Origin of the sequence: Microbulbifer sp. HZ11 (assembly GCF_000708675.1) — a bacterium.
Taxonomy (GTDB): Bacteria; Pseudomonadota; Gammaproteobacteria; order Pseudomonadales; family Cellvibrionaceae; genus Microbulbifer.
Window position 1 is genome coordinate 1,148,910 of record NZ_JELR01000002.1, and the last position, 24,407, is coordinate 1,173,316.

Genomic DNA, 24,407 nt, shown 5'->3' on the forward strand with positions numbered 1-24,407 from the left:
ACCCCGGCGCCGACAAGGACTTGGGGCTGATATGTCTTCAATCAATCAAGACAATCGCATGATCCGGACGGATTGTCCGATCGGAAAAGATGTATTTATCGCCACCGCCATTTCTGGCGAAGAGCATATCTCCAATACCTATCGCTACCAGCTCCGTCTGATGTCGGACGACCACGAAATCACCCAGGACAAGATCGTCGGAAAGTTATTTACCGCCACGATCCAACACGGTGATGCGGAAAAATACATCAACGGCTACGTGACACATTTTTCCATGCTCGACGTGAACGCAGAGGGGCTGCGGGAATATACCGCAGTCATTCAACCAGGCCTCTGGTTCACTACACTGGCTGGGCAGAATCGTATCTTCGAGAGCAAATGCGCACTCACTATCGTCAAGGAAGTGCTCAAAGAGCACGCCGGAGTGGTCACGTTCAGCAGCAAGTGCAACAAAAATTTTCTGAAACGCGAATATTGTGTACAACACAATGAAAGCGATTTTCAGTTTATCAGCCGACTCCTCTCTGAAGAAGGAATTGCCTATTACTTCCTGCAATCTGACGGCAAACACGAGCTTGTTCTTTGTGACGACAGCAAGCACTTTTACGACTGTCGCACCGAAAAACTTGAGTACGATGGAGGCGGCAGCCATCCAACCATGCATTCCGTACGTAGCTGGCAGCGCGAGTTCAATTACCACGGTGGTGGTTTCGAGTTTAAAGATTACAACGAATATACTCCTGACAAAGACAATAGCCAGAATGTATCAACGGCGAGCAAACTGAATAACGTAAAAGGTTATATCCAGAGCCTGTACGGTCGAAATCACTTCGAACCGAAATCAGATGGAACCCACGTATTTCAAGACAGCCACCACAAAACGCTCACCGAGCATGCGGTCGAGTCACTGGAAGCGGGCTTTGATATAGCGCGCGGCACCAGTGACTGCGGCGAACTCTGCGCTGGGGGTAGATTTGAGCTGGCACATTCGCTGAAAAGTGAAAAAGGCAAGTATCTCATCACCTCGTTGCGGCTATCAGCGAAAGACAGTAACAGCGAAGACTCCCAGTTCAGCAATACATTCACCTGTATCCCCGAGAAGGTCATGCCGCGGCCGGTACCTTTCGGCAACCTGAACAGGTCCCATGCACCACAGGTGGCCACCGTAGTTGAGGTGAAGGCCACAGACTCCTCCGGTTCTGCGGACGAATACACTCAACTCAAAGTAAAATTTCCCTGGAACTCCAAGCAAAATAGCTGCTGGATTCGGGTGTTGCAGTCTTTTTCAGGAAAGAACTGGGGAGCCAGTTTTGTCCCCCGGGTCGGTCAGGAAGTGGTGGTGAGCTATATCAACGGCAACCTTGATCGACCACTGGTGACAGGCGCAGTGTTCAACAGCAATAATCCTGGCCCCCAGTACACCGCTACTCAGAGCGGCTGGAAAACACAGATCAAGGACAGCAAATTCAACGAACTTCGCTTCGACGACAAAAAGAACAGCGAAGAAATCTATATGGAAGCCGGCAAGGATCACAATTTTCTGATCAATAATGATCAAACAGGAAAGATTGATAATGATCAGACGCTGGAAATCAAAAATAACCGCACCATTACCATAACCGAAGGTAATGAAACAATTACGCTCGGCAAGGGCGATCAGAAGACGGATATCGAGGGCAGTCAGTCAGTGACTCTCAATTCCGGCGATCACACCCTCAAGGTGAAAAGTGGGAAACAGACCATTGATGTGATGGGAGCCATTAAAATCACCTCCAAGACATCCATCGACCTGAAAGTGGGCGGCAACAGTATTTCCATCAAACCATCGGGTATTGAGATCAAAGGCACCATGCTAACCTGCAAGGGCGACTCCATGGCGGAAATGAAGGCCGGTGGGATACTGACACTCAAAGGCGGCGTCACCAAGATTAACTGACGGAACACATTATGACTGACCTGGTGAAAGTTCAGGCAACAACCGCGCAAGAGTTGTTACAGGACATTGAAATCAGTGAAGAAGGGCAGCCGCACCTGGTTCTGGATACCGCACCGGAGATCAGCATCCTGCGCCTGATGGAAGCGGCATGCTATGGCGATGCAGTCAAACTGCTTGCCCGTGGCCTTCCGAAACGGGAAGCCGTCTGGTGGGCCTGCCTGTGCACCCGCGATATCGAGACACCGGAGACCGATGAAAATAATCGCAAAGCGCTGATGGCCGCAGAAAACTGGGTCAAGAAACCCAGCGAAGAACGGCGCCTGATTTGCAAACAGATGGGGGAAGCCACCAAATACAAGACACCGGCGAGCTGGGCCGCCACCGCGGCCAGCTGGTGCCATGGGAGCATGGCAGGACCCGATGAGCCCGTGGTGGAAGCACCGGAACACCTGTATGCCCATGCTGTCGCGGGTAGTGTTTCCTTGGCAGCGGTGATGCTTGATCCCGTGAACCCCGAACAACCCTTCGAGCGCTATCTACAGCAGGGCCTCGATCTCGCCCGCGGCGGTAACGGAAAAGCCGGCTAACCAAGTAGCCAGGAGTATTCAACAATGGGAAAGCCCGCTTCACGTCTCACAGACATGCACGTTTGCCCCATGGTAACCGGCACAGTTCCCCATGTCGGAGGGCCAATCGTCTCACCAGGGAGCCCCACCGTGCTGATTGGCGGTATGCCTGCCGCAACGATGGGCAGTACCTGTACCTGCGTCGGGCCACCAGACAACATTGTCATGGGCAGCACCACCGTACTGATCGCCAACAAGCCGGCAGCCCGCATGGGCGACTCGACCAGTCACGGCGGCAAGATTGTCATAGGCTGCCCTACCGTTCTGGTGGGCGGTTAAGAGAGTAAAAAGAAGGCCGTGTCCATCCCAGGGATGATGCACGGCCTTTTCGACTTCAGGCAAGACCCCGGTACCAGACCGGGGAGCTGCTCAACACCTGAATGATTACATGCTCAAACAGCTTCCTAGCTCACCTGATATTCAAATTCGCCCTCTTCCGTTGCACCGATATGTATCCGTTTGACGTCCTCACCACGGGCCATTCGATCCAGGCACTCGCTCGCCAGCGCCGGCAACACGGTGCGATTGAGTATGACTTCAATATTCCGCGCCCCGGTGTCTGCCTCCTGGCAACGGGCAACAATGCTGATTAGCACATCGTCTTCGTAGCTGAACTCCGCCCCATAGTGTTCTTTCACACGGTTCTCGATACGACGCATATTGATTTTGCAGATTTCCACCAGGTTCTCGTCATCCAGCGGATAGTATGCGATGACATTGGTTCGCCCAAGAAATGCCGGTTTGAATTTCTGCAATAAGTGCGGCCGGATATTATCCAGCAGCACCTCAGGCTCCGGTTTTTCTTCCACCTGATTAAAGATCGCGCGAATTGCGTCTTCTCCGGCATTGGAAGTCATGATGATGACGGTGTTTTTAAAATCGATATCACGCCCTTCACCATCTTTAATGGTGCCCTTATCGAACAGGTTATAAAAGATATCCTGCACACCGGGATGTGCTTTTTCCATCTCATCCAAAAGGATCACGGAGTAGGGTTTACGCCGCGCTGCTTCTGTCAGGACACCACCCTCGCCATACCCCACATAACCGGGAGGAGAGCCGAGCAACATGGATACTTTGTGCTCTTCCTTAAACTCAGACATATTGATGGTAGTAATATTCTGCTCGCCCCCAAACAGTGTATCCGCGAGCGCCAGGGCGGTTTCGGTTTTTCCCACACCACTGGTACCACAGAACAGAAAGACACCGACCGGCTTGCGCGGGTCGGTGAGTCCGGCGCGGGATGTTCGGATCGCTTGCGCGACAGCTTCCAGCGCGTGTGGCTGACCGATGACACGTTGATTCAAACGCTCTGCCAGGCTCTGTACTGCGTGAATTTCATCGGCGACCATTTTCCCGACGGGAATTCCGGTCCAGTTGGCGATTACCGCGGCAATAGCCTGTTCATCGACCTCCGGCTGCATCAAAGGCGTGTCGCCCTGAATACTCTGTAACTGGGCTGTCAGCTCCTGCAGCTGCTGTTTGAGATCGGCAAGCAGCGATTCATCTGATGTGGCCTCCACAGCAAACGCTTCGTCAATCTGGTCCCGCAGGGCGCGGATCTGCGTGATCAGCTCTAGTTCCTGCTGATGTTGATTCTGGAGCTGCGCAAGACGCTGCTCTGCCGCTTCTTTATCTGCCTGCAGCGCGGCCAATGAATCTTCATGGCTACCAGTGGCGGCATTTTCCCGACGCAGCTTTTCCATAGTGCGCTCGGCGCCAGCGATAATTCGTTGAGCATCCTCGATAGCGCCCGGTGTTGCCGACTGGCTCAGCGCAACCCGCGCACAAGCGGTATCCAGCAGGCTGACGGATTTGTCTGGCAACTGTCGGCCCGGAATATAACGGTGAGACAATTTTACCGACGCAACAATTGCCTCATCCAGAATTCGGACTTTATGGTGGGACTCCAAGCTGGACGCAATGCCCCGCATCATATCGATAGCCTTGATTTCGTCTGGCTCTTCCACCTTTACGACCTGGAATCGACGGGTTAACGCCGGATCCCGCTCGAAGTACTTCTTGTACTCGGCCCAGGTTGTTGCCGCGATGGTGCGCAGTTCACCCCGCGCCAATGCAGGCTTCAACAGATTGGCTGCATCCCCCTGCCCCTCCTTGCCGCCCGCACCGATCATGGTGTGTGCTTCATCGATAAACAGAATAATCGGGGTGGTTGACGCGCGCACTTCTTCAATCACGGACTTCAGGCGATTTTCAAACTCGCCTTTTACACTGGCGCCAGCCTGTAACAGACCCAGGTCCAGGGTGCGCACTGCAACATCACGCAGCGGTGTTGGCACATCACCATTGGCAATACGCAGGGCGAAGCCCTCGACCACTGCGGTCTTTCCGACACCGGCCTCGCCAGTGAGGATCGGGTTGTTTTGCCGGCGGCGAGTCAGGACATCGACACACTGACGTATCTCTTCGTCACGCCCCAATACCGGATCAATTTCGCCGTTGCGCGCGCGCTCGGTGAGGTTGACGGTATATTTATCCAGGGCCGGCGCTTTGCTGGCCATAACCGCCGCTGCAGCCGCTTCACCGCCTTCTGCGGCGACACTCAGGTGATGGGATTCAGCGCTCTGTCCGAACATCGCACGGGCGGTCTCGCGAATTGACTCTGGTGCGATGCTTTTCAGTACCGGACAACTTTCCAGCACCTGGCGACGGGCCGTTTCCTCCAGTAGCAGCGCAGCCAGCAGATGCCCGGAACTCACCACCCGGTGCCCGAAATCAATAGATGCGAGCATCCAGCTGTTTTTCGCAGCTTCAACGATCGCGGGAGAAAGTGCTGCGGGGCGACTGCTTCCGGATTTGAAGGCTGCAATAGCAGTTGCCAATTGTTTGGCGAACTGGGAAGGATTTACATCGTGCTTTTCGAGTAGGTGAAACAGATCGGTGTCGGATTGATCCAGCAACTTCAACAACCAATGCTCGATTTCCACGTTGTATTGGCTTTGCGCCAGGCAAAGACCAGCCGCTCCTTCCAGCGACTCGCGCATGTGCGGCGTCATGGTTTCTACCAGGCGCTTAAGATCGATGTTGATCATAGAGTTTTCCCTTTTTTGGTAATCCGTTTCGAAAGCGACAAGTAATCACGCTTCTGCGTAACGGCGGTTTCCTTTCAGACTTGGATGTACTGACTACAAACAGCTATGAATCATGCCGACGGCAGCGCTTCATCAGGCGACATCTGATCGGCACTCAAACTGATATATACCGGCTCACTGGTCTCGGGCTCTGTGGACATATGTGTATTCCAGCCGAGCAGAGGCTGTGTTGCCGCCTGATCGGACAACTGCACCGGTGCGACATCGTCGGTGAATAGGGTCGCAGAGATTTCAAAATCCATCTCTACGCCTGCACTTAGCTGGATGAAAGACTTCAACGCTTCCAGCTTACGCCCACCGGGAGCCATGGCCATGTGCGTGTCGTAATCCATCGGTTCGATCACTACACGAAATTTATTCTGCGCCTGGAAACAGCGTGTCCCCATGATGGTATCAACACCCAGGCGGTTATTAACCCCAAGAGGTTGCTCCGCACACGGCAGTCGCGTAAGTACATCCTCGGGTAACTCATCCCATTGCCCCTGGAACTGCTCGATGGACACATTGAGAGCAAAAAACTGCCGTATCATCTGCGCAAGCCCCGTGGCGGAACACTGTTGACGGCCCAAGTGTCCGGCCAGGCCCAGCAGTGCGTCGTCTGGAATAGGCAGACGGTACCGCATTTCACTGGTACCCAGGCCCGCAACCGACGCGATGACCTGAGAGAACAGATCCGGCTCTTTGTCACGCCGCAGGCGCGATTGCTCGTAGTTCACGGGCAGCTGATATTTCTGCCAGGCACGATATAGCAGCGACACATGTCGATGATTGAAGATATCGAGAAAATCTTTTAGAGCAGCATTCTTCTCTTTTAACTCCTGCTGCACTACCTCGGTCATAAAGTACGGCAGTACGCCCTGACTGCCGATCAGGCCCGTAAAACCGACTTCCATCTCCCACTTTTCAGCGTCGGTATCACTACCCTTTGCACCACCCGACGCCGATCGACGATGTAGCTTCAGAATATCGGCACTGATAAAAGACAGTGATGACTGCGACTTGAAGCGCAGAAATTCTCGTGAAGGTGGTGTGGCTGTACCAAGCCGACCAGAGCCGTAGGGTGAATCCTTACCCGGTGCGAGAATCGCAGACTCGAGAAGCCGCACCGCCTGATAAAACTCGAATCGGTAAGGTTCGGAGCGCAGCTGCTCTATTACACCAGTGCTTTGTCGCCTGCGCGCGGTGGCCATCTCTTAAGCTCTCCATCCCGGCCACTCAATTTTGCAATCAACCGGGTAAATGAATTAATCGAACAGTAAAGTCCAAGGAATCGTTCAATCACACTGGCAAACAGTAACGCACTGGTACCCTTGAGCATCATGGAATCCAGAACAATCGTGACCTCTGTGCCTCGACAGAGCACGACGCTGCCATCAATCTGTATGGGCGCGGTAATCGGCCGGGTTTCCATCTTAAGCAGAGCTTCAATCAGATTGCGTGTACTTCCGCTATTGCGGAAATCGTAAAGCCGAAGTATTTCCTTGAAGGCGTCGCAACCACCCTCTCCACTCAGCGATAGATGATTGAGATTCAGGTGCGAAATCAGACGCCAATAGCTACGCTCCCGTCGCGGTGGTCGAAGGGTTTCACTAGGCGGCACCACACAGCTGATCCGTTGCGCTGGCGCATCGCCATCCACAATGGTTAGATAGGGCTGGGCATTGCCGGTAGGTAGCTTTTTTGGCAGGTTTCGGTTGCTGCAGGTGAGCTTCAGATCCAGCGTCTGGCCAGCGGTCTCAAGAGGGCGGAAATCAAGATCCACGAGGCTGATATCAAGCTCAGATGCCAGTTCGTTCCCGTGTTCCCCTTCAATCACATCGCGACGCCGCGCGTACCAGAACGCACTTTGTGCACTACCCGACTGGCTGTGCTGTAGTCCGTAGAAAGGGCGATAGCGCGTTGTATTCCCAGAGGTATCAGTGCCATTGACCTCATCAATGGAATAAATTTCCAGACCGTCGGTACGGCGGACATCCGCAACCACATGGTACTGGTACTGGCGGTGATCCACGGGGATCGGATCCGCACTTTGTTCAAACAGATTGATGACGGGTGTGCAGCCAAGCGCGAACATCTCCTGGGTCATCTGTTTTTCCAGTTCGTCGTGGGTTTCCGACAAATAGAAATACAGGTTCAGGGTATCGCCATAGCGACTATCAATGGCGTCCGCCACGCCGGTGATATCAATAAACTGGAATTTCTCCGGAAAGGTGAAATATTCCGTTAGCAGGCGATAGCCCAGGAAGGCGGTTTCCGGATAAGGCAGCAATCCTTCATCGCTATCGAGCCCAACCTGTTCAATTCGGTTGGCCTCAAGCATTACCGGCGAGGGATCACCTTCCCCATTTGCGACCACCAATTTAACGCACTTCGTCAGCAGCAGGTCATAGAGCTCGCAGATATGGCTGGGAAGTCCCCGCAGAAAAAAGCGCAACGAGTCCGGCGCAAGTTCGGAAAAATGCACTTCGCTGCTAAACGTTTTCAGGGATAGCTTGAGAACACCGTTGGCACCCTGGATATCATTGCACCCCGGCGCGATAAATGGCCGCGGCATCAAGGTTGCAGATTCAACGCGAAACGGCGATACATCAACCGGATAGCAACTGCTAAAACGACAGGTCTGCCCCTGGAAGCTCTCTGTTTCTAACACCAGCTCCTTTTCCAGATGCACGATGGCATCCAGGTCCGGTTCTGCCTCAAACTGGACGATGGCACAGGAGGGTATTGGGCGCAGATAATGTGGATAAAGGGTTTCCAGTACTGCATCGGTAAGTTCAGGGAAATCGTCGTTGAGCTTTTGCTGCACCCGCGCGTTCATATAGGCGAATCCGGACAGCAACCGACCGACCAAGGGATCGTCGACTGTTTCCGCATCGAGCTGCAGTCGGGAAGCGGCGGCGGGGTGCAGGCGCGCAAATTCACCGGCACTCTGCTGTACAAATGCCAGTTCCCGCTCGTATAAATCAATCAGCTTTTCACTCACTACAGGATCTCCGAAACATCCACGAGTTGGGTTACCGGGTTCAGCGTGGAGTCGAACACGATCACCTCGGCAGCGGGATTTACATGCAATACGGCTTCTACACGAAAGCGGATACTGGGGTCTTCCACATCGATCTTTTCCTGAGTGGATACCTTGACCGAGCGAATACGTGGCTCGAAATCGAGTATCGTGCGCTCAATGTCCCGGCAGAATCGTTTACGGCTGTCTGCAGAGGTCAGGTTTACCGTAGAGAGGTCCGGCAAACCATAATTGATATTCGATGCCTCCAGATGTTCGTGCTCTTCCGGGGCTGAAATGCAGCGATACCGGGTATTGAACAGGTATTCAAGATCCCGTCTCACCCCTTCGCGCAACTGACGTAGCACCTGATGGGGACGATGCAGATCTACCCGCTCCGAGGACTCCAACAACCGGTCCAGCAGTGGCGCAATCAGGCGCTTTTCTCTGGCCATCAATTCGCAGCCCCCACGCCGATTTGCGAAAGTGCGGTGGTCAATTTCAACTCGGATACAAGGTGGTCGACGGTATAATGGCTCTTCAGGTGAATAATACTTTGATAGCTCCCCGCCTTGCCCGGCTCATCGACCACCCGCACACGGGCTTCTCTCAATGGGTAGCGAGCAAGCATCTCCCAGGACAGGTCTTCGCGGCCCGTGGTATATCGATCCATCCAGTGTTGCAGCTGACGCTCGCAATCGGCAGCGTTCATATAGGCTCCAACCTTGTCGCGAATCATGACTTTGATGTAGTGCGCAAACCGGGAGGCACAGAGTATCTGCTGTAGCATACTGCTTATCCGAGCGTTAGCCTGAGCAGCTTTGGAACTGTACTGCTTGGTCTTCTGTAGTGAAGGTACACTGTTAAAGGCGCTATAAGGTGTGTCGTAGCAGTGACACAGGCATATAAAGCCGAGATCACTCAGTTCACGCTCAACGAAATCCGTAACCAGAATCGAGGTCGACATCTTGAGGAACTGTGGTTGACTGTCCACTCCGTAGCCAAGAGCCGGCAGCTGGGTCACCAGACCGCCCCCCAGGTGATCCCGAGCGACACCCCGAATATGGGAGAACCAACCTACCTCATCAAATTCCCGCACCAGCACAGCACCGAGCGCGAAGACACTATTTCCCCATAGATAGTTTTTACTATCTGTCGCCGCTACATCCTCCCGAAAACGCAGCCCGCGGTATGCGGAAAAGCCCTCAGTGTGCGGTTCCCGTATCAGCACCTGCGGTAGGGTGATCCCGATAAAGCGGCTATCCTCAAGATCGCGTAAACTGTTCCAGCGGATGTACTGTTTTTCACGGAAAATCTCGCCGTAATCCATGGGTTTCGCAAGATCGTCATAGCTATCCACACCAAACAGCTGCGGCGTGGCGCTGCAGATAAACGGCGCGAAGGCGGCAGCCGCTGTATGGGCGATTCCCTGTAGCGTGAAAACATCATCGTAGGGGTGACCGTCAAACGGACGATGAGAAATATAGTAGTCACCCAGCAACAGCCCATAAGGCTCTCCACCCGGCGTACCGAATTCTTCGTTGTAGATAAGATGGAAGAAGCCCGACTGATCAAAATCCGGTGCGCGCTCGATATCCCGTGACAAATCTTTCCAACTCAGATCCAGCAGTTTGATCTTGATATTGTCAGCACTCGGCGTCTGCTGGATTAGCAGGGAAAGCCCTCTCCAGCTCGCTTCAAGCCGCTGGAATTTCGGCGCATGGATAATGTGGTTGAGCTGATCACTGATCAGCATATCCAGCTCACTGATGACGCCACTGATCCATTGCCGAACACTGGTGCTGCGCTGTGTATCACCGGCACCACGGGCACTTACCCACAGCTCGAAAGCAAAAAGATCATCAGGTTCGTCAAGAAACTCCTTTAGCCAGTTGGCCTCAAGCGCACTTTCATTGCAATGTACGGACGCGCTGCCGGTAGTTGGGCTGGAATTGACGGCAGACAAGGCGAGAGCTCCCCGGGATCCTTGGGACAGAATTGACAAAAAACAAACACGCCGAACGGGCACAGCAGGGCCGGCAGAAATGCCGGCCCCCTACCTTTAGCCCGCTGAAGGGATATTGGCGACCATGCGCATGGAAGTGGTGAGCTCTTCCATCTGCAGCCACGGTTTCAGATAGGCCACAGCGCTGTAGCAACCAGGCTGTCCGGGGATTTCCTTCACTTCAACACGGGCTTCCGCCAGCGGATACTTGGCCTTCATCTCAGCACTCGCATCCGGGTTGGAATTGGTGTATTGAGAAATCCACTTGTTCAACCAGCGCTCGCAGTCACCGGCTTCCATGAAGGAGCCGACCTTATCCCGTGCCATCACTTTCAGGTAGTGAGCGATACGGGAAGTCGCCATGAGATATGGCAGACGGGCGGAAATGGATGCATTCGCAGTGGCATCCGGATTGTCGAAGACCTTAGGCTTCTGTGCACTCTGGGAACCGAAGAAAACGGAGTAGTCGGTATTCTTGTAGTGGCACAGCGGCAGGAAGCCCTGGGCACTGAGTTCAGCTTCACGGCGGTCGGTAATCCCAATTTCCGTCGGGCACTTTTGATCGAGATCGCCGTCATCGCTTTTGAACACGTGGGTCGGCAAGCCTTCTACCTTACCACCCCCTTCTGCACCGCGAATCGCAGTACACCAGGAGTTCTCTGCAAATGCTTTTGTCATGGTGGTACCCATGACATAGGACGCGTTCATCCAGCAGTACTGGTCGTGCTCCGCCGGTTTTGAAAGACCCGTTTCGTCCACTTCAAATTCTTCAAAGTTGAAGGATTCCACAGGCTTGGTGTTCGCGCCGTAAGGGGTACGAGCCAGAGTACGGGGCATCACCAGGGTGACAAAGCGGGAGTCGTCACTGTCGCGGAAGCTGCGCCATTTGATGTATTCACCGGACTCGAAGATACCACCGAGATCACGGGGTTTCGACAACTCGGTAAAATCGTTAAAGCCAAACATGCCGGCACCGGCAGCAGAAATAAACGGACAGAAACCAGCAGCTGCCACGTTAGACATCTTGCTGAGTAACTCGATATCTTCCGGGTGACTGGTGAATTCGAAATCACCGATCATACAACCGAACGGCTCACCACCTGCAGTACCAAACTCTTCTTCATAGATTTTTTTGAAAGTCTGGCTCTGATCGAACTCCACAGCCTTGTCCAGGTCGCGAAACAGTTCGCGCTTGCTGATATTCATCATCCGGATTTTCAACGTTGCACCGGTTTCAGAATTCATCACCAAGTGGTTGAGACCACGCCAGGAGCCTTCCAGTTTCTGGAATTTCTCATCATGAAGAATAGCGGAAAGCTGGCGCGACATCGCCTGATCAATTGCCTGCACAGCCTTATTGATGGTCTGGGTCAGGTTGCGATCCCAGGTCAGGGTGCCCTGCAATGCCTGCTTGGTGAGGTTGGCAATCAGGTCCTGAGCTTCATCCGGCTGGGTCTGCTTGGTGGCCGAAATGGCTTGCTCCAGCAGACTGACGGACTGCTCTTCAACTTCCTGTTCTGCTACGTTTTCAACTTCGGTGCTCATTACGCATCCTCTCCTTTTTCTTCACCGAGGCCAAGCTGCTCAGAGATAGCGCTGACGTTGTCTGTGCTCTTCAGAATATCCTCAAGGACTTTCTCTAACTCCTCTGAGCGATCGGCCTTGCTCAGCAGGTCACGCAGTTTGCTGCGTGCTTCCAGAAGCTGTTTCAGAGGTTCAACCTGGTCGACGATCTGCTCCGGGGAGAAGTCATCCATATGGTTGAAATCCAGGTCTACTGCCATCTTGCTGCCGTCGCCAGCAAGCGTGTTTTCAACCTGAAGATTCAGCTTTGGATTCACCTTGGCCATGACGTCATTGAAATTATCGCGGTCAATCTGAACAAACTTACGCTCTTTCAGTGGTCGACGATTTTCGGTGTTATCACCGGAATAGTCCCCCATCACCCCGGTGACGAATGGAAGCTCTTTTTTTACCTCCGCGCCATTGGTCTCCACATCGTAGGTAATATGGACACGCGGCTTGCGCACACGCTTGAGTTTGTTGTGAATGCTCTCGGACATCGGGGTCTCCTTTCCTCAATTTGGAAATCGTGGGATTAGTCGGGGTTACCAGCTTGGGGCGCCGGTAGAAGCCGGCTCAGATTCAGATTGGTCGGACCAGCTATCGCCACTCTGACTGTCAGGGGCCGGCGCTTGCTCCTCAGGCGCCGCCGCCTGATCGGAGCGCACCGCTGCTGCCGGAGGCGCAACGTAACGCTGGCTGTCACTGCCATCCAACATGACGCCGGTCAGCTGTGAATAGATCGCACGGGACTGGTCATCCGGAAGAAGTTCGGTCATCAACTCGGCCACCGTCATGCGCCCCCAGTTGATTAACCGCTCAAGCCCGGGGGCCAGGGGCGTGTGGGGTTCGTAGGTGCGAAAATAACGGGCGGCCTTCTCCAGCAGCACCAGTGCATCTTCACGAGAAGTAATGGCGCCGTTAGGCGCCGCGATCTGCTGCACCATCGCGGTCACTTGCTGCATTCCCGGCTCCTGTGGTGCTTCACCATCAGGAATCTCCGCGGCTTCGGCAACCGCCGCCAGGGATTCCAGCTGTTCCTGATAGATGAAGCGCGTTGTACGCAGCACCTCATCCAGCAGGCTGCTGATGTTGGAAAAGGGGGGCGCATCGTGGGCACAGTGCCCACGCAATGTTTCATTGATCTGTTTGTAGGTTGTCAGCGTTTCTTCCAGTGTCTCCACCAGATCCTGAGCCCACTGGGGGGCAGCGCTTTTCGAGCACTGTTCAAATTCCCCGAGACCGTAACCAAGCGTTTCAACGCGGGCCGCTTTTGCATCCGGATCGGCGATCTTGTCCGCGTCTCTTGCCTGTTGATACTGGAAGAATGAGAAACCACCGAAATCCCCTTCCGGGGTAATTTCCGCACTACGGATAGGTAGCAAGAGCGTACCGTCCGCGCCATCGCCATTCAGGCCGGTCAGCGGAGCAACCTTGGTTTCAAGACCATCTTCATCGGGCTCGGGATAGAGGCCATCCCAAAACTGCTCTACCAGGCCACTGATCAACACCACACCATCGCGCAGGCCGGCAAACCCGTGCAAACGGATGAGTGCCTCGGTGTACCAACTTGCCACTTCGAGATCTTTGCTTTTTTCTCGCAAAATCTTTTCTGCGGTTCTGGCGACATCCCGCCACGGTGCCAGCAGGTCGGTATCGCTGTCATCAAACATTGCCGAGCGTTCGGCCGCCCGGGCGCTATTGCGCGCATCTTTGATGGTGTAGTAATCGGAAGTGGGTGAGCGATCCTCACGGATATCCTCCCCTTGCGGGCTGTCTACACTGATCTCCTGCAGTAAACCGTCAATTTCGATCACATTGGCGAATGCCATAGAAATTCCCTTTTCTCGCAATACCCAATCTGGCCAGATAGGCGCAGATCAAAGAAAACTCAATATTCAGTTGAAGGCACAATCATGCCCGCATACGCCGCTTACGGCGTGACATCCGACCCACCCTTTCTGCAGGTCTCGCGGACGATCTGACAGTGTTGAAGCTGCCCAAAACACTCACAATCAAGGAGCGCTTTTCCTCGAACTTTTGCGCTTCACACCAGAAAAACTGTGTAAACACCCGGCCATCGCACCGACTGCAAGCCACCAGGTAACGCACCGGAATCGCATCGATGCGTGCGCTGATCTCGCCTACAAATCCCTCAAACCGACCTTGCGCAAACGGCGCCGCGGGACGAATCACTTTTCCACAAATAATCTGACGTGCGCATTGTTGCAGTTGTGCACTACAGTAATCTTTCATTGCAGCAGAGGAATCAAATTGCTGCACAGACTGCCAGAGCACCACACAAAACTCGTTATTTTCGAGATTCCCGGCTTCAATTACCGCACTCTGATTAAGGCCCGGCAGGGCCTGCCAATGGGCTGGCAACTGCAGTGAACAACTACCATCACTGGCAGCCAGCTTCTCTCCCGTTACGCCAGCGGCCCACTCGCTGGAATTTTCCACACCTGCCACTGCGTGACTGGTATTGCCGTCCTGCTGTTCAGTGCCACGAACTTCTGCATGCCAGCCGGCGGCGGCAAAGGCTTTCGCGAGTCGCTCGGCATCCACCGAATGCTCGTACCGCTTTACCACCGATACCCCGGCGGAAAGTAAACGTTTGATCTGATGAAATTCGAGACCAAACCGGCTGGCCAGGTGCGCTATGCCCTCACGTCGGGAATAGCCGTCAAGCAGGCGCCCGGTAAACACAACCTGAAAGTCATTTACTGACATTTCTCTTCCCTGAGTTTTTGCCTCCCAGTCCATGGAGGCTATACAAATGCGGCGGCTCTCAACCCAGCCAGGAATTACCGCAGCGAATGCAGCAACCTGAGCCCAGAAAATCGGGGCCAGGCCAGTCGGTACACACGTACCGATTAAGTAAATTACAAACCATTATTCTATCGAAATTGAATCGGCAAAGAAGCGCATCGGGAAAGCAATTTCCCGAAAATGCGCATTTATATTGGTACGCTCATACCAAGTAATGCAAAAATTACTTCAGTTTTTGTGCGGCGCATAATTACACGATATTTCATCGGTGTAATTTACCGCGATTGATTACATTTGCTGCCAAGTGGATCCTTATCAGAACGCTCTCCCCACTCGGCAACTTTACCCCCACGCGCTTCCTACCAGTGATACTCGGGCGCCCCCAGCATCGAGCAGTAGGTAGACGGGTCGGGCAAACCGGCGCATAACATGGAAGTAGTATTCAGGTGCTGTGAGCCCGCACACCACCACAGGCTATAACTGCTGGCATGGGATTTCATCAGGGTTTCCAGAAGCAGGGGATAGCTGTCCTCAACATCATTGCCACCGCTCACTGAAATCAACCCTTGGCTGTCACCAGAGGATTGCAACGTAATACCCCCGTGGGCCTGCGAGACACTTTCTCCAGACCAGACGGGAAAACCCTCGAGAACCTGATCCACGAGAAGTCCATTCTGAAGCGCGTCGACAGAAAGATCCGATAACGCCTGAAACCAGGCGTGATCATCCGTCATCAATGTAAAAGGGTTCACCGAACTGGGTTGCGCAGCCGCCAAAGTGAGGGGGAAGTAACGCCCCACACTGTCGACACTCGGAACCAGAACGCCGACCCAGCTGTGGCCGTCGAGCACACCCGGTGAAAATGCGAAGCGCCAGATCGGGCTGGTAAGATAATAATCCAGCCAACCCTCGCCGATTATTTCCCGAGCGCCATGTACCGCCCGCTGAAGCCATTCGTCCCACGGCGTCACAAAAGAGCCAGGTAGATCCCTCTGTACGAAGTCGCCGTGCGCAGGCAGTTTGCCGAATATGCCTCTATTCGCCATAAACGAAACCCGCGCTTACAGGACCTGCGGGCAGCGATAAGCCGCCAACAGGTTTTTATCAAATGGGTTATAGGCACTGGACGATCGCACCCGGAATTGCGCCGAGCGCCCTTCTTCGCTAAAGGTAAGCAGATACTCATTACTACTGCGCCCACGAATCATCTCCGAATTACCCAGCAGACGATACCAGGCCCAATCCCCTTCGAAGTGCTGCCGATGTATCGTCTGATTCAGATCTTCGAAAATAATACGCACACGATTGGACTCACCACCGCGCCAGTCAAGATTGCGACTGGTACGCGGGCCATGCGAGTACGGCACCCGCTGATCGCCCAACTCGAGTGCGAACAGGCGCACACCGGAGTCGAGCTTTGTCGGCTCTATGCGGAATCCGTAACCAGCCTGCTCCCCCTGAGCAAACAGGGTTTTGCGGATAATCTCCGCGCGTTTCAACTGAGTAAGAGAACTCGAGGAAATACCAAGCGTACGCCCTTCCAGAGCGCGCGCCTTCCAGTTGCGCGTATCAATAAAGGGTTTCAGATACTGCTGAACAAACTGTTGCTCGATGCCGCCGGGTTTGAAGTACTCATTAAACAGCAACACTGGCACTTCCTGTTCACTGCGACTTTGCAATGGGAAGCGGTTGGCAAGGCTGCGGCTATATACAGTGTAAACCTGCTCACGCCAGGCACGATCGACATGACCTTTTGCCTTTGCCATAACCAGTGCCCAGGTATTGTCGGCTACCTGTGTCAGCCAGCGGTCGAAGGGCGCCGGCGCATTGGTGGCCTTGATGCGCAATTGCTTGATCGCGTCACTCGCACCGGAAAAACGCGCTTTGGCCTTGTTGAAGGCCACTTCATTGGCGTCCACACCGCCGTCGATTTCAGCGAGATACTCCTGCACTTTACCGATTGCAGTAAGGTATTCCTGAACCCTCGCCGGGCGGCCCTTCTCACTGCGGGTAAGCCTGTGCAGCTCCTCAAAACGTATATCAACGACCGTGGGCTGATACTGTTCCGCAATCGCATTTGCGGCGCCGCTAACCGCGGCACCACCCAACCGGCGTGTAGTGCTCGATACTGGCAATGGCACGCCATTGGCATCCGCCGGCAGCTCCGGACGCAACGTCAGTCGAGTATTGTCCGCGGTAATCTCAGAGACTGCGAGCAACGGCGAGTACACCGGATCAGCGAGCTTGGACAGAACGTCAAAAGCCTGAGAGGTGGAGCTGAAGCCCGTCAGCGAGAACCCGGTCAGAAATTGCTGCCAGCGCTGTTGGTACTCCGCAAGATAAATGCGTTTTACATCCTCACCGAGTTGTTCACGGTCTTCTTCACTGAAGTCTTCACCGTCCAGGTCACTTCCGTAGATCCACCGCTCTTCTGCCAGCTTCTGCAGCAATGGGGAGTCCGCACTGAAATCCACTTCCTTGTACCCAGCCTTGGTATACAGATAGGGAATCTGGAACCGGGGGTCCGCCGGATCGACACCAAATAATTGCCGGGTATCCCCACCGACTTCCCCGTACAGGTCAACCCGCGCCTGCCCCAGATCACTGCGCTGCAGCTGACCGTAGAGGCGCTGAGGCACCGGAATCCGGCGCAGTTGCTGCCGGGCACTGGCGACGACACGCTCGTTCGGTGCTCGTCCTTCCGGCAGCGGACGGGAAAACAGGCGTTCAAGGTGGGCAAGCAACTGTTCCTGTTTGGCCGCCTCGCCACTCATACGCTTTGACCAATCCTCAGAGAAATACCCCTTCAGCGTTTCTATATCGCGCTTGTCTTTCTCAAAGAACATCAGATAGGTTTTCAGGGTCGATACCAGAGCCGGGTCGGTACTATCCATCCGTGACAAGTCACGTTCAATGGCGGTCTTCAGTGCGGGCAGGAAAAGGGTATCCAGCTGCTGTTCATACAGTAGATCCGCGGCGTGATCTACGCGATCGTCATACAGGCCCAGGTTATTCAACCAAGGGTGCTCTTCTTTCTGATATACGCGGGAAGCTGAATGGAGATGCTCCAGCTGGTCCAGCGCTTCCGCTGGTGAAAGACGGCGACCGCGCGTTTCGGCCTGCAGCGTTTCAAAACTGCGAATATGGTTCCGTACCTCATTCATATACAGCTTGTTCTGAGCGACGCTGCCGGTCCATAAAAATAGTGCACCGATAAATACCGCGGCTGAACCGACATAAACTGCCCCCCGTAACCAGCGGGTAGCACGCTCGAACTTCCGGTTTACCCCGACAAGCTCCGCCTCCGGAAAAACAACATCTTTCAGCAGGCGATGCAGAAAGTAGCTCTTACCATTACCCTGATGTTTCTGCCCTACATCTCGCTCCAGACCAAAGTCAGCACTGACCGAGGCCATCATACGGTCAATCGGGCTACCTTCCTGAGTGCCACTGGTAAAGTAAATTCCGCGCACCAACGGTACGGTGTCGTAACGATTGGGGCTGAATGCCTGGCGCACAAAGTCCGAGAGCACGCTCTGCAGGCTTTCCATACGCGCGGGAAACCCTTGCAACAGTGCACGCTTTTCAATATTGCGCTCCTGATTCACACGCCACAAGACACGCTGATTGAGCCGGCCAATCAATGCGCGGAACTCACCGACAAACTCGTCCAGCGGCGCTCCGTCGCCTACGCGGGCTTCTTCCGGAAAACTGATGCCCCAGACCTGCTCACGCTCCGCCTGCGACAGGTTGTCAAAAAATTCACTGAAACCCGCCACAAGGTCGCACTTGGTAAAGGTCAGATAAATGGGAAAGCGAACTCCCAGCTGCTGCTGTAATTCGTTAACTCGGGCTCGAATGGTTTTCGCCTGATGCGTACGCTGTTCCGCAGTCTGCACCATCAGGTCCTGCAGACTGATTGCAACCAGCACACCGTTAATCGGGCGGCGACGACGATACTTCTGCAGCAGACTCAGAAATGCCTGCCAGGCGCTGTTGTCATATACCCGATGACTATCCTGTGTAGTGTAACGGCCAGCGGTGTCGATCAACACGGCATCATTGGTAAACCACCAATCGCAATTCCGGGTGCCCCCCACACCGCCAAGAGCCTCTTTGCCGTGACTCTGAGCCAGGGGGAACTCCAGGCCGGAATTCACCAACGCAGTGGTTTTACCGGACCCCGGCGGCCCGATAATGATGTACCAAGGCAATTGATACAGAGAGACCTGACCCTGAGCCGAACGGAATCGTGCTTTGCGCAGCACCTGCATGGCGTCACGAAAACGTTCGGAGAGTGCCTGCAGCTCCTCCTGACTGCGCTCCTGGTCCGGATCGCCAGGAGCCTCGTCCTGCGACGCTTCGATACCCTCGATCAGCGCCTGATTCTGACGCCGCTCAACCAGCCACTGGGCCAGATTCCACACGATCCAGAGCGCGAACATAAAGACGATAATGGCAATGCGCACACCTTTTGACAGGGTCGCGTTTTCACTACCGAACTTGATGTATTCCGCACCAAACCAGATCAATAGAGACAGCGCGATAAGGCCGATCAGGCCGAGCACCCATTTATTGGCAAAAAAATTGGCCAGACGTTTCATGGTAATTTCCAGCTTTCCTTATTTCTGCTCAATCAACGGCGATGCCGTGGTGTCCGAAGTCAGCGCCTGTATTTCTACAGCCACCGGCGTTGCACTCTGATACAGCCACCAGCGGTAACCACTGAAGGTGACCGCGAGCGCACCGAGCACCACACTGGCAATCACCCACAGCGGAACGTACTGGATCAGCCGCGTCTTGCGCTCAACGCATCCCTGCCAGCGGGGAGAAAGGTCACGCTCCATGGGGGGACGGTGACTCTCGATAGTGCGATACAGATTGTCGCGAATCTGATCGAGCTGTTCATAGCCACGGGGAGCAAGACGGTATTTACCCTGAAAACCAAGGCTCAGGCAGAGGTAAAACAATTCCAGCAGCTCGATATGCGATCCCGGTGTTTCCAGCGTGCGCTGCAAGATCAGAAAACATTTCTCGCCACCAAAAGTCTCTTTGTGAAACAGGCTGAGCAACGAGTGCTGGCTCCAGCCACTGGCGGTACCCCAGGGTGTTGTCAGTACCACTTCATCCACCACGGTACATAACAGGTAGCGGGCGGTGAGCACGGTCTCCTGCGGCAACGACAGCTGTTTTGCCTCTCGCTCAAACGACTGAATCTCCCGCGTCAGACGTTTGTGCAGATCCGGCACATTGTTGTGATTCATGGTGGTGCGCAATCTGATGATTGCACCGAGAAGTTTCGACGCTGCCGAAATCAGCGGATTGAGACTATTGCGGATACGCAGGTCCGCAGGCGCGTCTGCAGCGGAAAAGTCTTGCGCGCGCGGACGGGGGCTGGCGGGAGCAGCGGCACCTGGCGTGGGGACCATTACCGTACGATCAGCAGCACCGGGGGTTGAATAAGCGTCGTTACTCATGTCAGTTATTCCTGATTGCCCAGAGTTCCATGGTCATGCCTGGGAATTCCGCCCCCAGGTGTACCGCAAAACCGCCGGAGCGCTGCATTGTCTGCCAGAGCTCACCGGTACGTTCCAGTTCAAAGTAGGTAAAACCCGCATGGTACGGAATCTGGCGCGGTGCCACCGGGAGCGCACGCACGGTGAGCCCCGGCAGCTGTGCCGAGATCAACTCGCGAATGGCCTCCACGGGAGCCACTTTGGCCTGCCCCGGGAAACGACTGCGCAATAGGTCTCCGGGCATATCTGCCTTGGCTGCGAGAATAAAGCTTGCCGTCTTCACCAGTGACGGATCGGTGATTGGCGCTACATAAATACCAAACTTGCGCTGCACCAGGTCCATGGGGATGGCGGTTTGTTCCAATACAGTGGAAAGGGACTGACGCAATGCGGAAAAAAGACCGGTATAACTCTGCTGCAGATTGTCGTGCAGGTAGCGGGGAATTTCCGGCGGGCGTTTATTACCAGCGGTAAAGGTGGAAAGCTCGCCAGCCAGCTGTAGCAGCTCCAGAAATAACGTGTGTGGGTGTAGGCGCGGCTGCCCGGTAATCTGTTTCAACAACGGCTCAAAGCGGTTGATCACCTGCAGCAGCAGGTAGTCAGCGATCTCGGCAGACCCACTGCGCCCACTGTCGCTTAAGCGATGCCCCAGAGCGCTTCCCCGATGGTCCAGGAGGCCTTTTACTTCTTCGATATACGCTTTGATCACTGGGGATGCATCGGCATTCAAAAGCGGCGGGATATATTCCGCATCCAGCTCTACCGGTTTTTCCGGCTGTCGCTCGCGAATGCGCGCAATACCAATCGCCGCATAGCCACTCAGATCTTCACTGCCGAGCTTGAGACAGGTACGCAACTTGCCCACCTGAATACGCGCAGCCTCACCGGAAGTAGAGGCGCTGTTACGTGCATCGAAGTTACAGGCCTGATAGCGGGCTTGAGGAAAATCCTCCTGATCTCTCACAGACTCCTGGCTACCTGGCCGCTTCAATGGAATACACAGATAAACCACTTCGTCCCGCGTATTGACCGGAACATCCAGTACATCGGGTAGGTGCTCATTCTCTGGCGCCAGCATCGGCGTACCATCCGGGAAAATCGCGCTGACACGGGACAGTGACAACTTGCCCATCGCCATAGGCTCGCTATCAATCGCCAGTTCAATCAGACCCCAGGTATAAGGGCCCAGGGCACTGGTACGCGCTTCCAGCATCTGTTCCAGGTAGCGGTCCTGTTGCTGGAAGTGCTGGGGACGCAGAAACATCCCCTCGCTCCAGATCACCTTATTATTCGCCGACATACATTTTCCCTGTTGCGGCGCGAAGCGTGTGCCTCGCGATATGATCAATTAAAAAAATCAACGCTTGCCTGACTGCTGTAATTCCCGCAGCTTTTCGTACTCCGCGCTGGAGATGGTTACGGTCTTTCCTTTTTCGTCCCGGCTGGCAGCGGCGCGCTGGCGCATATTCAGTGCTTCCGTTGATGCGATGCTTGTTCCGGCAAGGGTAATCGCATAATCGTTTTTACGGTGATCGGTAATCGGCAATAGCATCAGAGCGTCCGCACGCTGGTATTGGACAAACTCGGCAAGCAGACCCACGTACTTGACCTCCGGCGTGAGAGGCAGCTCCTCAATACGCTGCTCACCGGGTGCGAACTCTTTGAGAATAACGGTATCAATCAGGTCCTTGCCGAGACGGGACTCCGCGCTCTCATACAGGTTCAGAAATTCCTCCCGAGAGAACTGGCGATCATCCGCGAGCATAAACACACGCACCACCACAGGTGACGCGCGACCATCGCTATCCGGATTGACGTCAGACTGTACATCCAGATTTAGAGCGACACTGGTATCGAAATTCAGGGTGCGACGAGTGGTTTGACAGGAAGACACTGCTACTGCAAGCAGAGCCACTAGCAAAAACTGTATGATTTTCTGGGCTTTCACGGCTTACTCCGTTTTTTTTCGCAAAAATTTTCCGGGAATATCGCTTCCCGACATATATCGACAACAGATACTTCAGTTGAAATAAAGTTATTTATTGAGGCTCCGCGCATTCTTCAGTTCGGAGAGCTGGCTTTCATAGGTCGAGGCAAACTCTTCGCCGAACAAGCGCCGGTAACAGTTCTCGGGGTCGCCGACCAGCTGACGATATGCGTCGACATAATTTTCCCAGTTGCGGGCGCTTTTACTCGAAAAAACACCACTCTGTTTGCCACCCCGGCGCTCGATATTTTCCGGGCTGAAATATTTCAGCATGGCTTCGTAACCCGCTCGCATTCCTGAAAGTACCGCCACCTGGTGATCGGACAGATCATCAAAACTATCGCGCACGGCTTCCACCGGAGTCATAAAGGCACCGGTGCCCGTAAACATGGCCCCCAGAGCATCTTTTGCGGTGGCACTGAATTTCAGCGGGTTATTTGCTTCAGTCTGAATCATGGTGCGCTGTACGCGCAGCTCATTTTTGATACTGGTGCGCGCACGCAATAGATCGATAAGCCGCGCCACAGACTCTTCGACAATCGCCGCCGCCTGCGCATCCAATTGCGCCAGCTGCTCCCCCTGTAATTGCAATCCCAGTTGCTGCGCCAAAGAGGAGGCCGTGGTTGCCTGTGTCGACTGGGCCTGCGGAGCAGCTGGAGCGATAGCGCCACCAGGCGTCGTCGCGGCAGGGGCAACCGCCGGCTGACTGAATTGCTGCGAGCCCTGGGCAAAGCCGTGTGTCGGCGGCACCGGCGTAGCGCCAGCCACCTCCAGCCCCGGGAAATCGGGCGGTGCATGTTGCGGGTTAGCTGCGGCAACAGATACCGGGGCAGTGTCCAGACCACCGAAACCGGGAGCGCCGCTCACCTGATCTCCGGCTACCTCCGAAAAGGATTCGGCGAAGGGGTTGTCCGCGGGCGGTTGCGCCGGCGGTACGGGGACCTGCGGCACGCTTTCCGGTGCCCGCTGCGGCACTGGCCGCGCAGGCTGCGGGGCTATCCGTTCCCGTGATGGCGGCGACTGAGGGGCTTGCACTGCCTCCTGCTGCGCAGGGAACTGCATGGCATGACTGTGTGCAGGAGCATGATCCTGTTCGCTGCCGTCTTTCCACCAGGCGTCGTCGTCACCCCATTGACTGGCTGGCGCCGGACTCGGCGAAGCCGCAAAGTCACTTAACGGGTCGAAGCCATTGTTACTGATACCACCGGTCAAACCATCCGCAGCGCTGCTATTGCCGCGGTTAAGTACTTGGAGCGGATCGGTCGGTGTGTTTTGCCCGAGAAGGCTATCAAATCCGTCGCCACCAAGCCCACTAGCCGGCGTATCCGTACCTGCGCCTGTCAGGTATCCCCATTCACCGCTCTGATTGCTCTGCGCGCTGGCACCGGGCTCCAGCCAACTGTCCAGCTCCTCGGCTTCCTTGTTGCTTTGCATTTTTGCCGCAGCGGCGGGGCTGAAAGTGGTGCGGTCTGCGTTATCCAGAAAATCCGCGTCACCGAGACCTTTCGGCAGACTGCTGTCCGGCTTGGGCTGCCGTACAGAGACTTTCAGCTGGTAGTCTCCCAGACTGATCACATCGCCATCCGCCAGGGGAGTCCGATTACCCTTGCCGAGAGGATCCGCAGATTGATTGTGGTAGGTTCCGTTTGTGCTCTGGTCAACCAGGAAATAGCGGTTGTCTGCAAACTGGATTTCACCGTGACGGGAGGAAACAACACGCTGCGGATCGGGCAGCACCCAATCATTACTGTCTGCACGACCGAAACTGCCACCCTCGCGGGTGAACAACTTGGTGTGCTTGAGCATGTTGGCCCCTTCGGGGTCGGCGACAACAGAAAGCAAAAGATCCATGACGTTCAGGCTCGCAGGTTGGTTAACCACGGCTGTT

General features: G+C 54.8%; 18 protein-coding genes. 3 read left to right on the forward strand and 15 right to left on the reverse strand.

Annotated elements, in window-relative coordinates:
• Positions 1-31: 31 nt before the first annotated feature.
• Genes AU11_RS12435 through AU11_RS12445 form a run of 3 tightly spaced genes read left to right on the forward strand, consistent with a single transcriptional unit; the run spans position 32 to position 2,841 of the window.
• Positions 32-1,936: a type VI secretion system Vgr family protein gene (locus tag AU11_RS12435; protein WP_043319669.1), complete on the forward strand. Its 1,905-nt coding sequence runs from the start codon at positions 32-34 to the stop codon at positions 1,934-1,936.
• A gap of 11 nt (positions 1,937-1,947) precedes the next feature.
• The gene (locus AU11_RS12440; protein WP_043319670.1) at positions 1,948-2,523 is read left to right on the forward strand and encodes a hypothetical protein; all 576 of its coding nucleotides are present in this window, start codon (positions 1,948-1,950) and stop codon (positions 2,521-2,523) included.
• 24 nt (positions 2,524-2,547) lie between these two features.
• The gene (locus AU11_RS12445; protein WP_043319671.1) at positions 2,548-2,841 is read left to right on the forward strand and encodes a PAAR domain-containing protein; all 294 of its coding nucleotides are present in this window, start codon (positions 2,548-2,550) and stop codon (positions 2,839-2,841) included.
• Positions 2,842-2,966: 125 nt separating this feature from the next.
• Here the strand turns inward: AU11_RS12445 and tssH are convergent, their stop codons facing one another.
• From tssH to tagH, 15 genes are all read right to left on the reverse strand, one after another.
• Positions 2,967-5,615 carry a type VI secretion system ATPase TssH gene (tssH, locus tag AU11_RS12450; RefSeq protein ID WP_081848095.1) on the reverse strand — a complete coding sequence of 883 codons (2,649 nt, stop codon included), beginning with the start codon at positions 5,613-5,615 and terminating at the stop codon, positions 2,967-2,969.
• Positions 5,616-5,725: 110 nt separating this feature from the next.
• On the reverse strand, positions 5,726-6,865 hold the full coding sequence (tssG, locus tag AU11_RS12455) for a type VI secretion system baseplate subunit TssG (RefSeq protein ID WP_043319672.1): 1,140 nt from the start codon (positions 6,863-6,865) through the stop codon (positions 5,726-5,728).
• A complete protein-coding gene (tssF, locus tag AU11_RS12460; RefSeq protein ID WP_043319673.1) occupies positions 6,829-8,658 on the reverse strand; it encodes a type VI secretion system baseplate subunit TssF in 1,830 nt (609 codons plus the stop codon). Before tssF ends, tssG begins: the two co-directional genes overlap by 37 nt.
• On the reverse strand, positions 8,658-9,131 hold the full coding sequence (tssE, locus tag AU11_RS12465; RefSeq protein WP_043319675.1) for a type VI secretion system baseplate subunit TssE: 474 nt from the start codon (positions 9,129-9,131) through the stop codon (positions 8,658-8,660). The genes tssF and tssE overlap by 1 nt, the downstream gene beginning before the upstream one ends.
• Positions 9,131-10,642 carry a type VI secretion system contractile sheath large subunit gene (tssC, locus tag AU11_RS12470; protein ID WP_081848096.1) on the reverse strand — a complete coding sequence of 504 codons (1,512 nt, stop codon included), beginning with the start codon at positions 10,640-10,642 and terminating at the stop codon, positions 9,131-9,133. The genes tssE and tssC (AU11_RS12470) overlap by 1 nt, the downstream gene beginning before the upstream one ends.
• 96 nt (positions 10,643-10,738) lie before the next feature.
• The gene (gene tssC, locus AU11_RS12475; protein WP_043319676.1) at positions 10,739-12,226 is read right to left on the reverse strand and encodes a type VI secretion system contractile sheath large subunit; all 1,488 of its coding nucleotides are present in this window, start codon (positions 12,224-12,226) and stop codon (positions 10,739-10,741) included.
• A complete protein-coding gene (gene tssB, locus AU11_RS12480) occupies positions 12,226-12,744 on the reverse strand; it encodes a type VI secretion system contractile sheath small subunit (RefSeq protein ID WP_043319677.1) in 519 nt (172 codons plus the stop codon). The genes tssC (AU11_RS12475) and tssB overlap by 1 nt, the downstream gene beginning before the upstream one ends.
• Positions 12,745-12,789: 45 nt before the next feature.
• Positions 12,790-14,076, reverse strand: a complete 1,287-nt coding sequence (tssA, locus tag AU11_RS12485; protein WP_043319678.1) for a type VI secretion system protein TssA — start codon at positions 14,074-14,076, stop codon at positions 12,790-12,792.
• Between the two features lie 82 nt (positions 14,077-14,158).
• Positions 14,159-14,977, reverse strand: a complete 819-nt coding sequence (locus AU11_RS12490) for a hypothetical protein (protein ID WP_043319679.1) — start codon at positions 14,975-14,977, stop codon at positions 14,159-14,161.
• A 398-nt stretch (positions 14,978-15,375) separates the two neighbouring features.
• A complete protein-coding gene (gene tagF / locus AU11_RS17805; RefSeq protein WP_051687233.1) occupies positions 15,376-16,062 on the reverse strand; it encodes a type VI secretion system-associated protein TagF in 687 nt (228 codons plus the stop codon).
• Positions 16,063-16,077: 15 nt separating this feature from the next.
• The gene (gene tssM / locus AU11_RS12500) at positions 16,078-19,620 is read right to left on the reverse strand and encodes a type VI secretion system membrane subunit TssM (RefSeq protein WP_043319680.1); all 3,543 of its coding nucleotides are present in this window, start codon (positions 19,618-19,620) and stop codon (positions 16,078-16,080) included.
• Between the two features lie 18 nt (positions 19,621-19,638).
• Positions 19,639-20,493: a type IVB secretion system protein IcmH/DotU gene (gene icmH / locus AU11_RS12505; protein WP_043319681.1), complete on the reverse strand. Its 855-nt coding sequence runs from the start codon at positions 20,491-20,493 to the stop codon at positions 19,639-19,641.
• Between the two features lies 1 nt (position 20,494).
• Entirely contained in the window at positions 20,495-21,832 is a 1,338-nt protein-coding gene (gene tssK / locus AU11_RS12510; protein WP_043319682.1) for a type VI secretion system baseplate subunit TssK, read from the reverse strand.
• A gap of 57 nt (positions 21,833-21,889) precedes the next feature.
• Positions 21,890-22,426, reverse strand: a complete 537-nt coding sequence (gene tssJ, locus AU11_RS12515; RefSeq protein ID WP_231491892.1) for a type VI secretion system lipoprotein TssJ — start codon at positions 22,424-22,426, stop codon at positions 21,890-21,892.
• A gap of 141 nt (positions 22,427-22,567) precedes the next feature.
• Positions 22,568-24,400: a type VI secretion system-associated FHA domain protein TagH gene (gene tagH, locus AU11_RS12520; RefSeq protein ID WP_197023836.1), complete on the reverse strand. Its 1,833-nt coding sequence runs from the start codon at positions 24,398-24,400 to the stop codon at positions 22,568-22,570.
• Positions 24,401-24,407 lie beyond the last annotated feature (7 nt).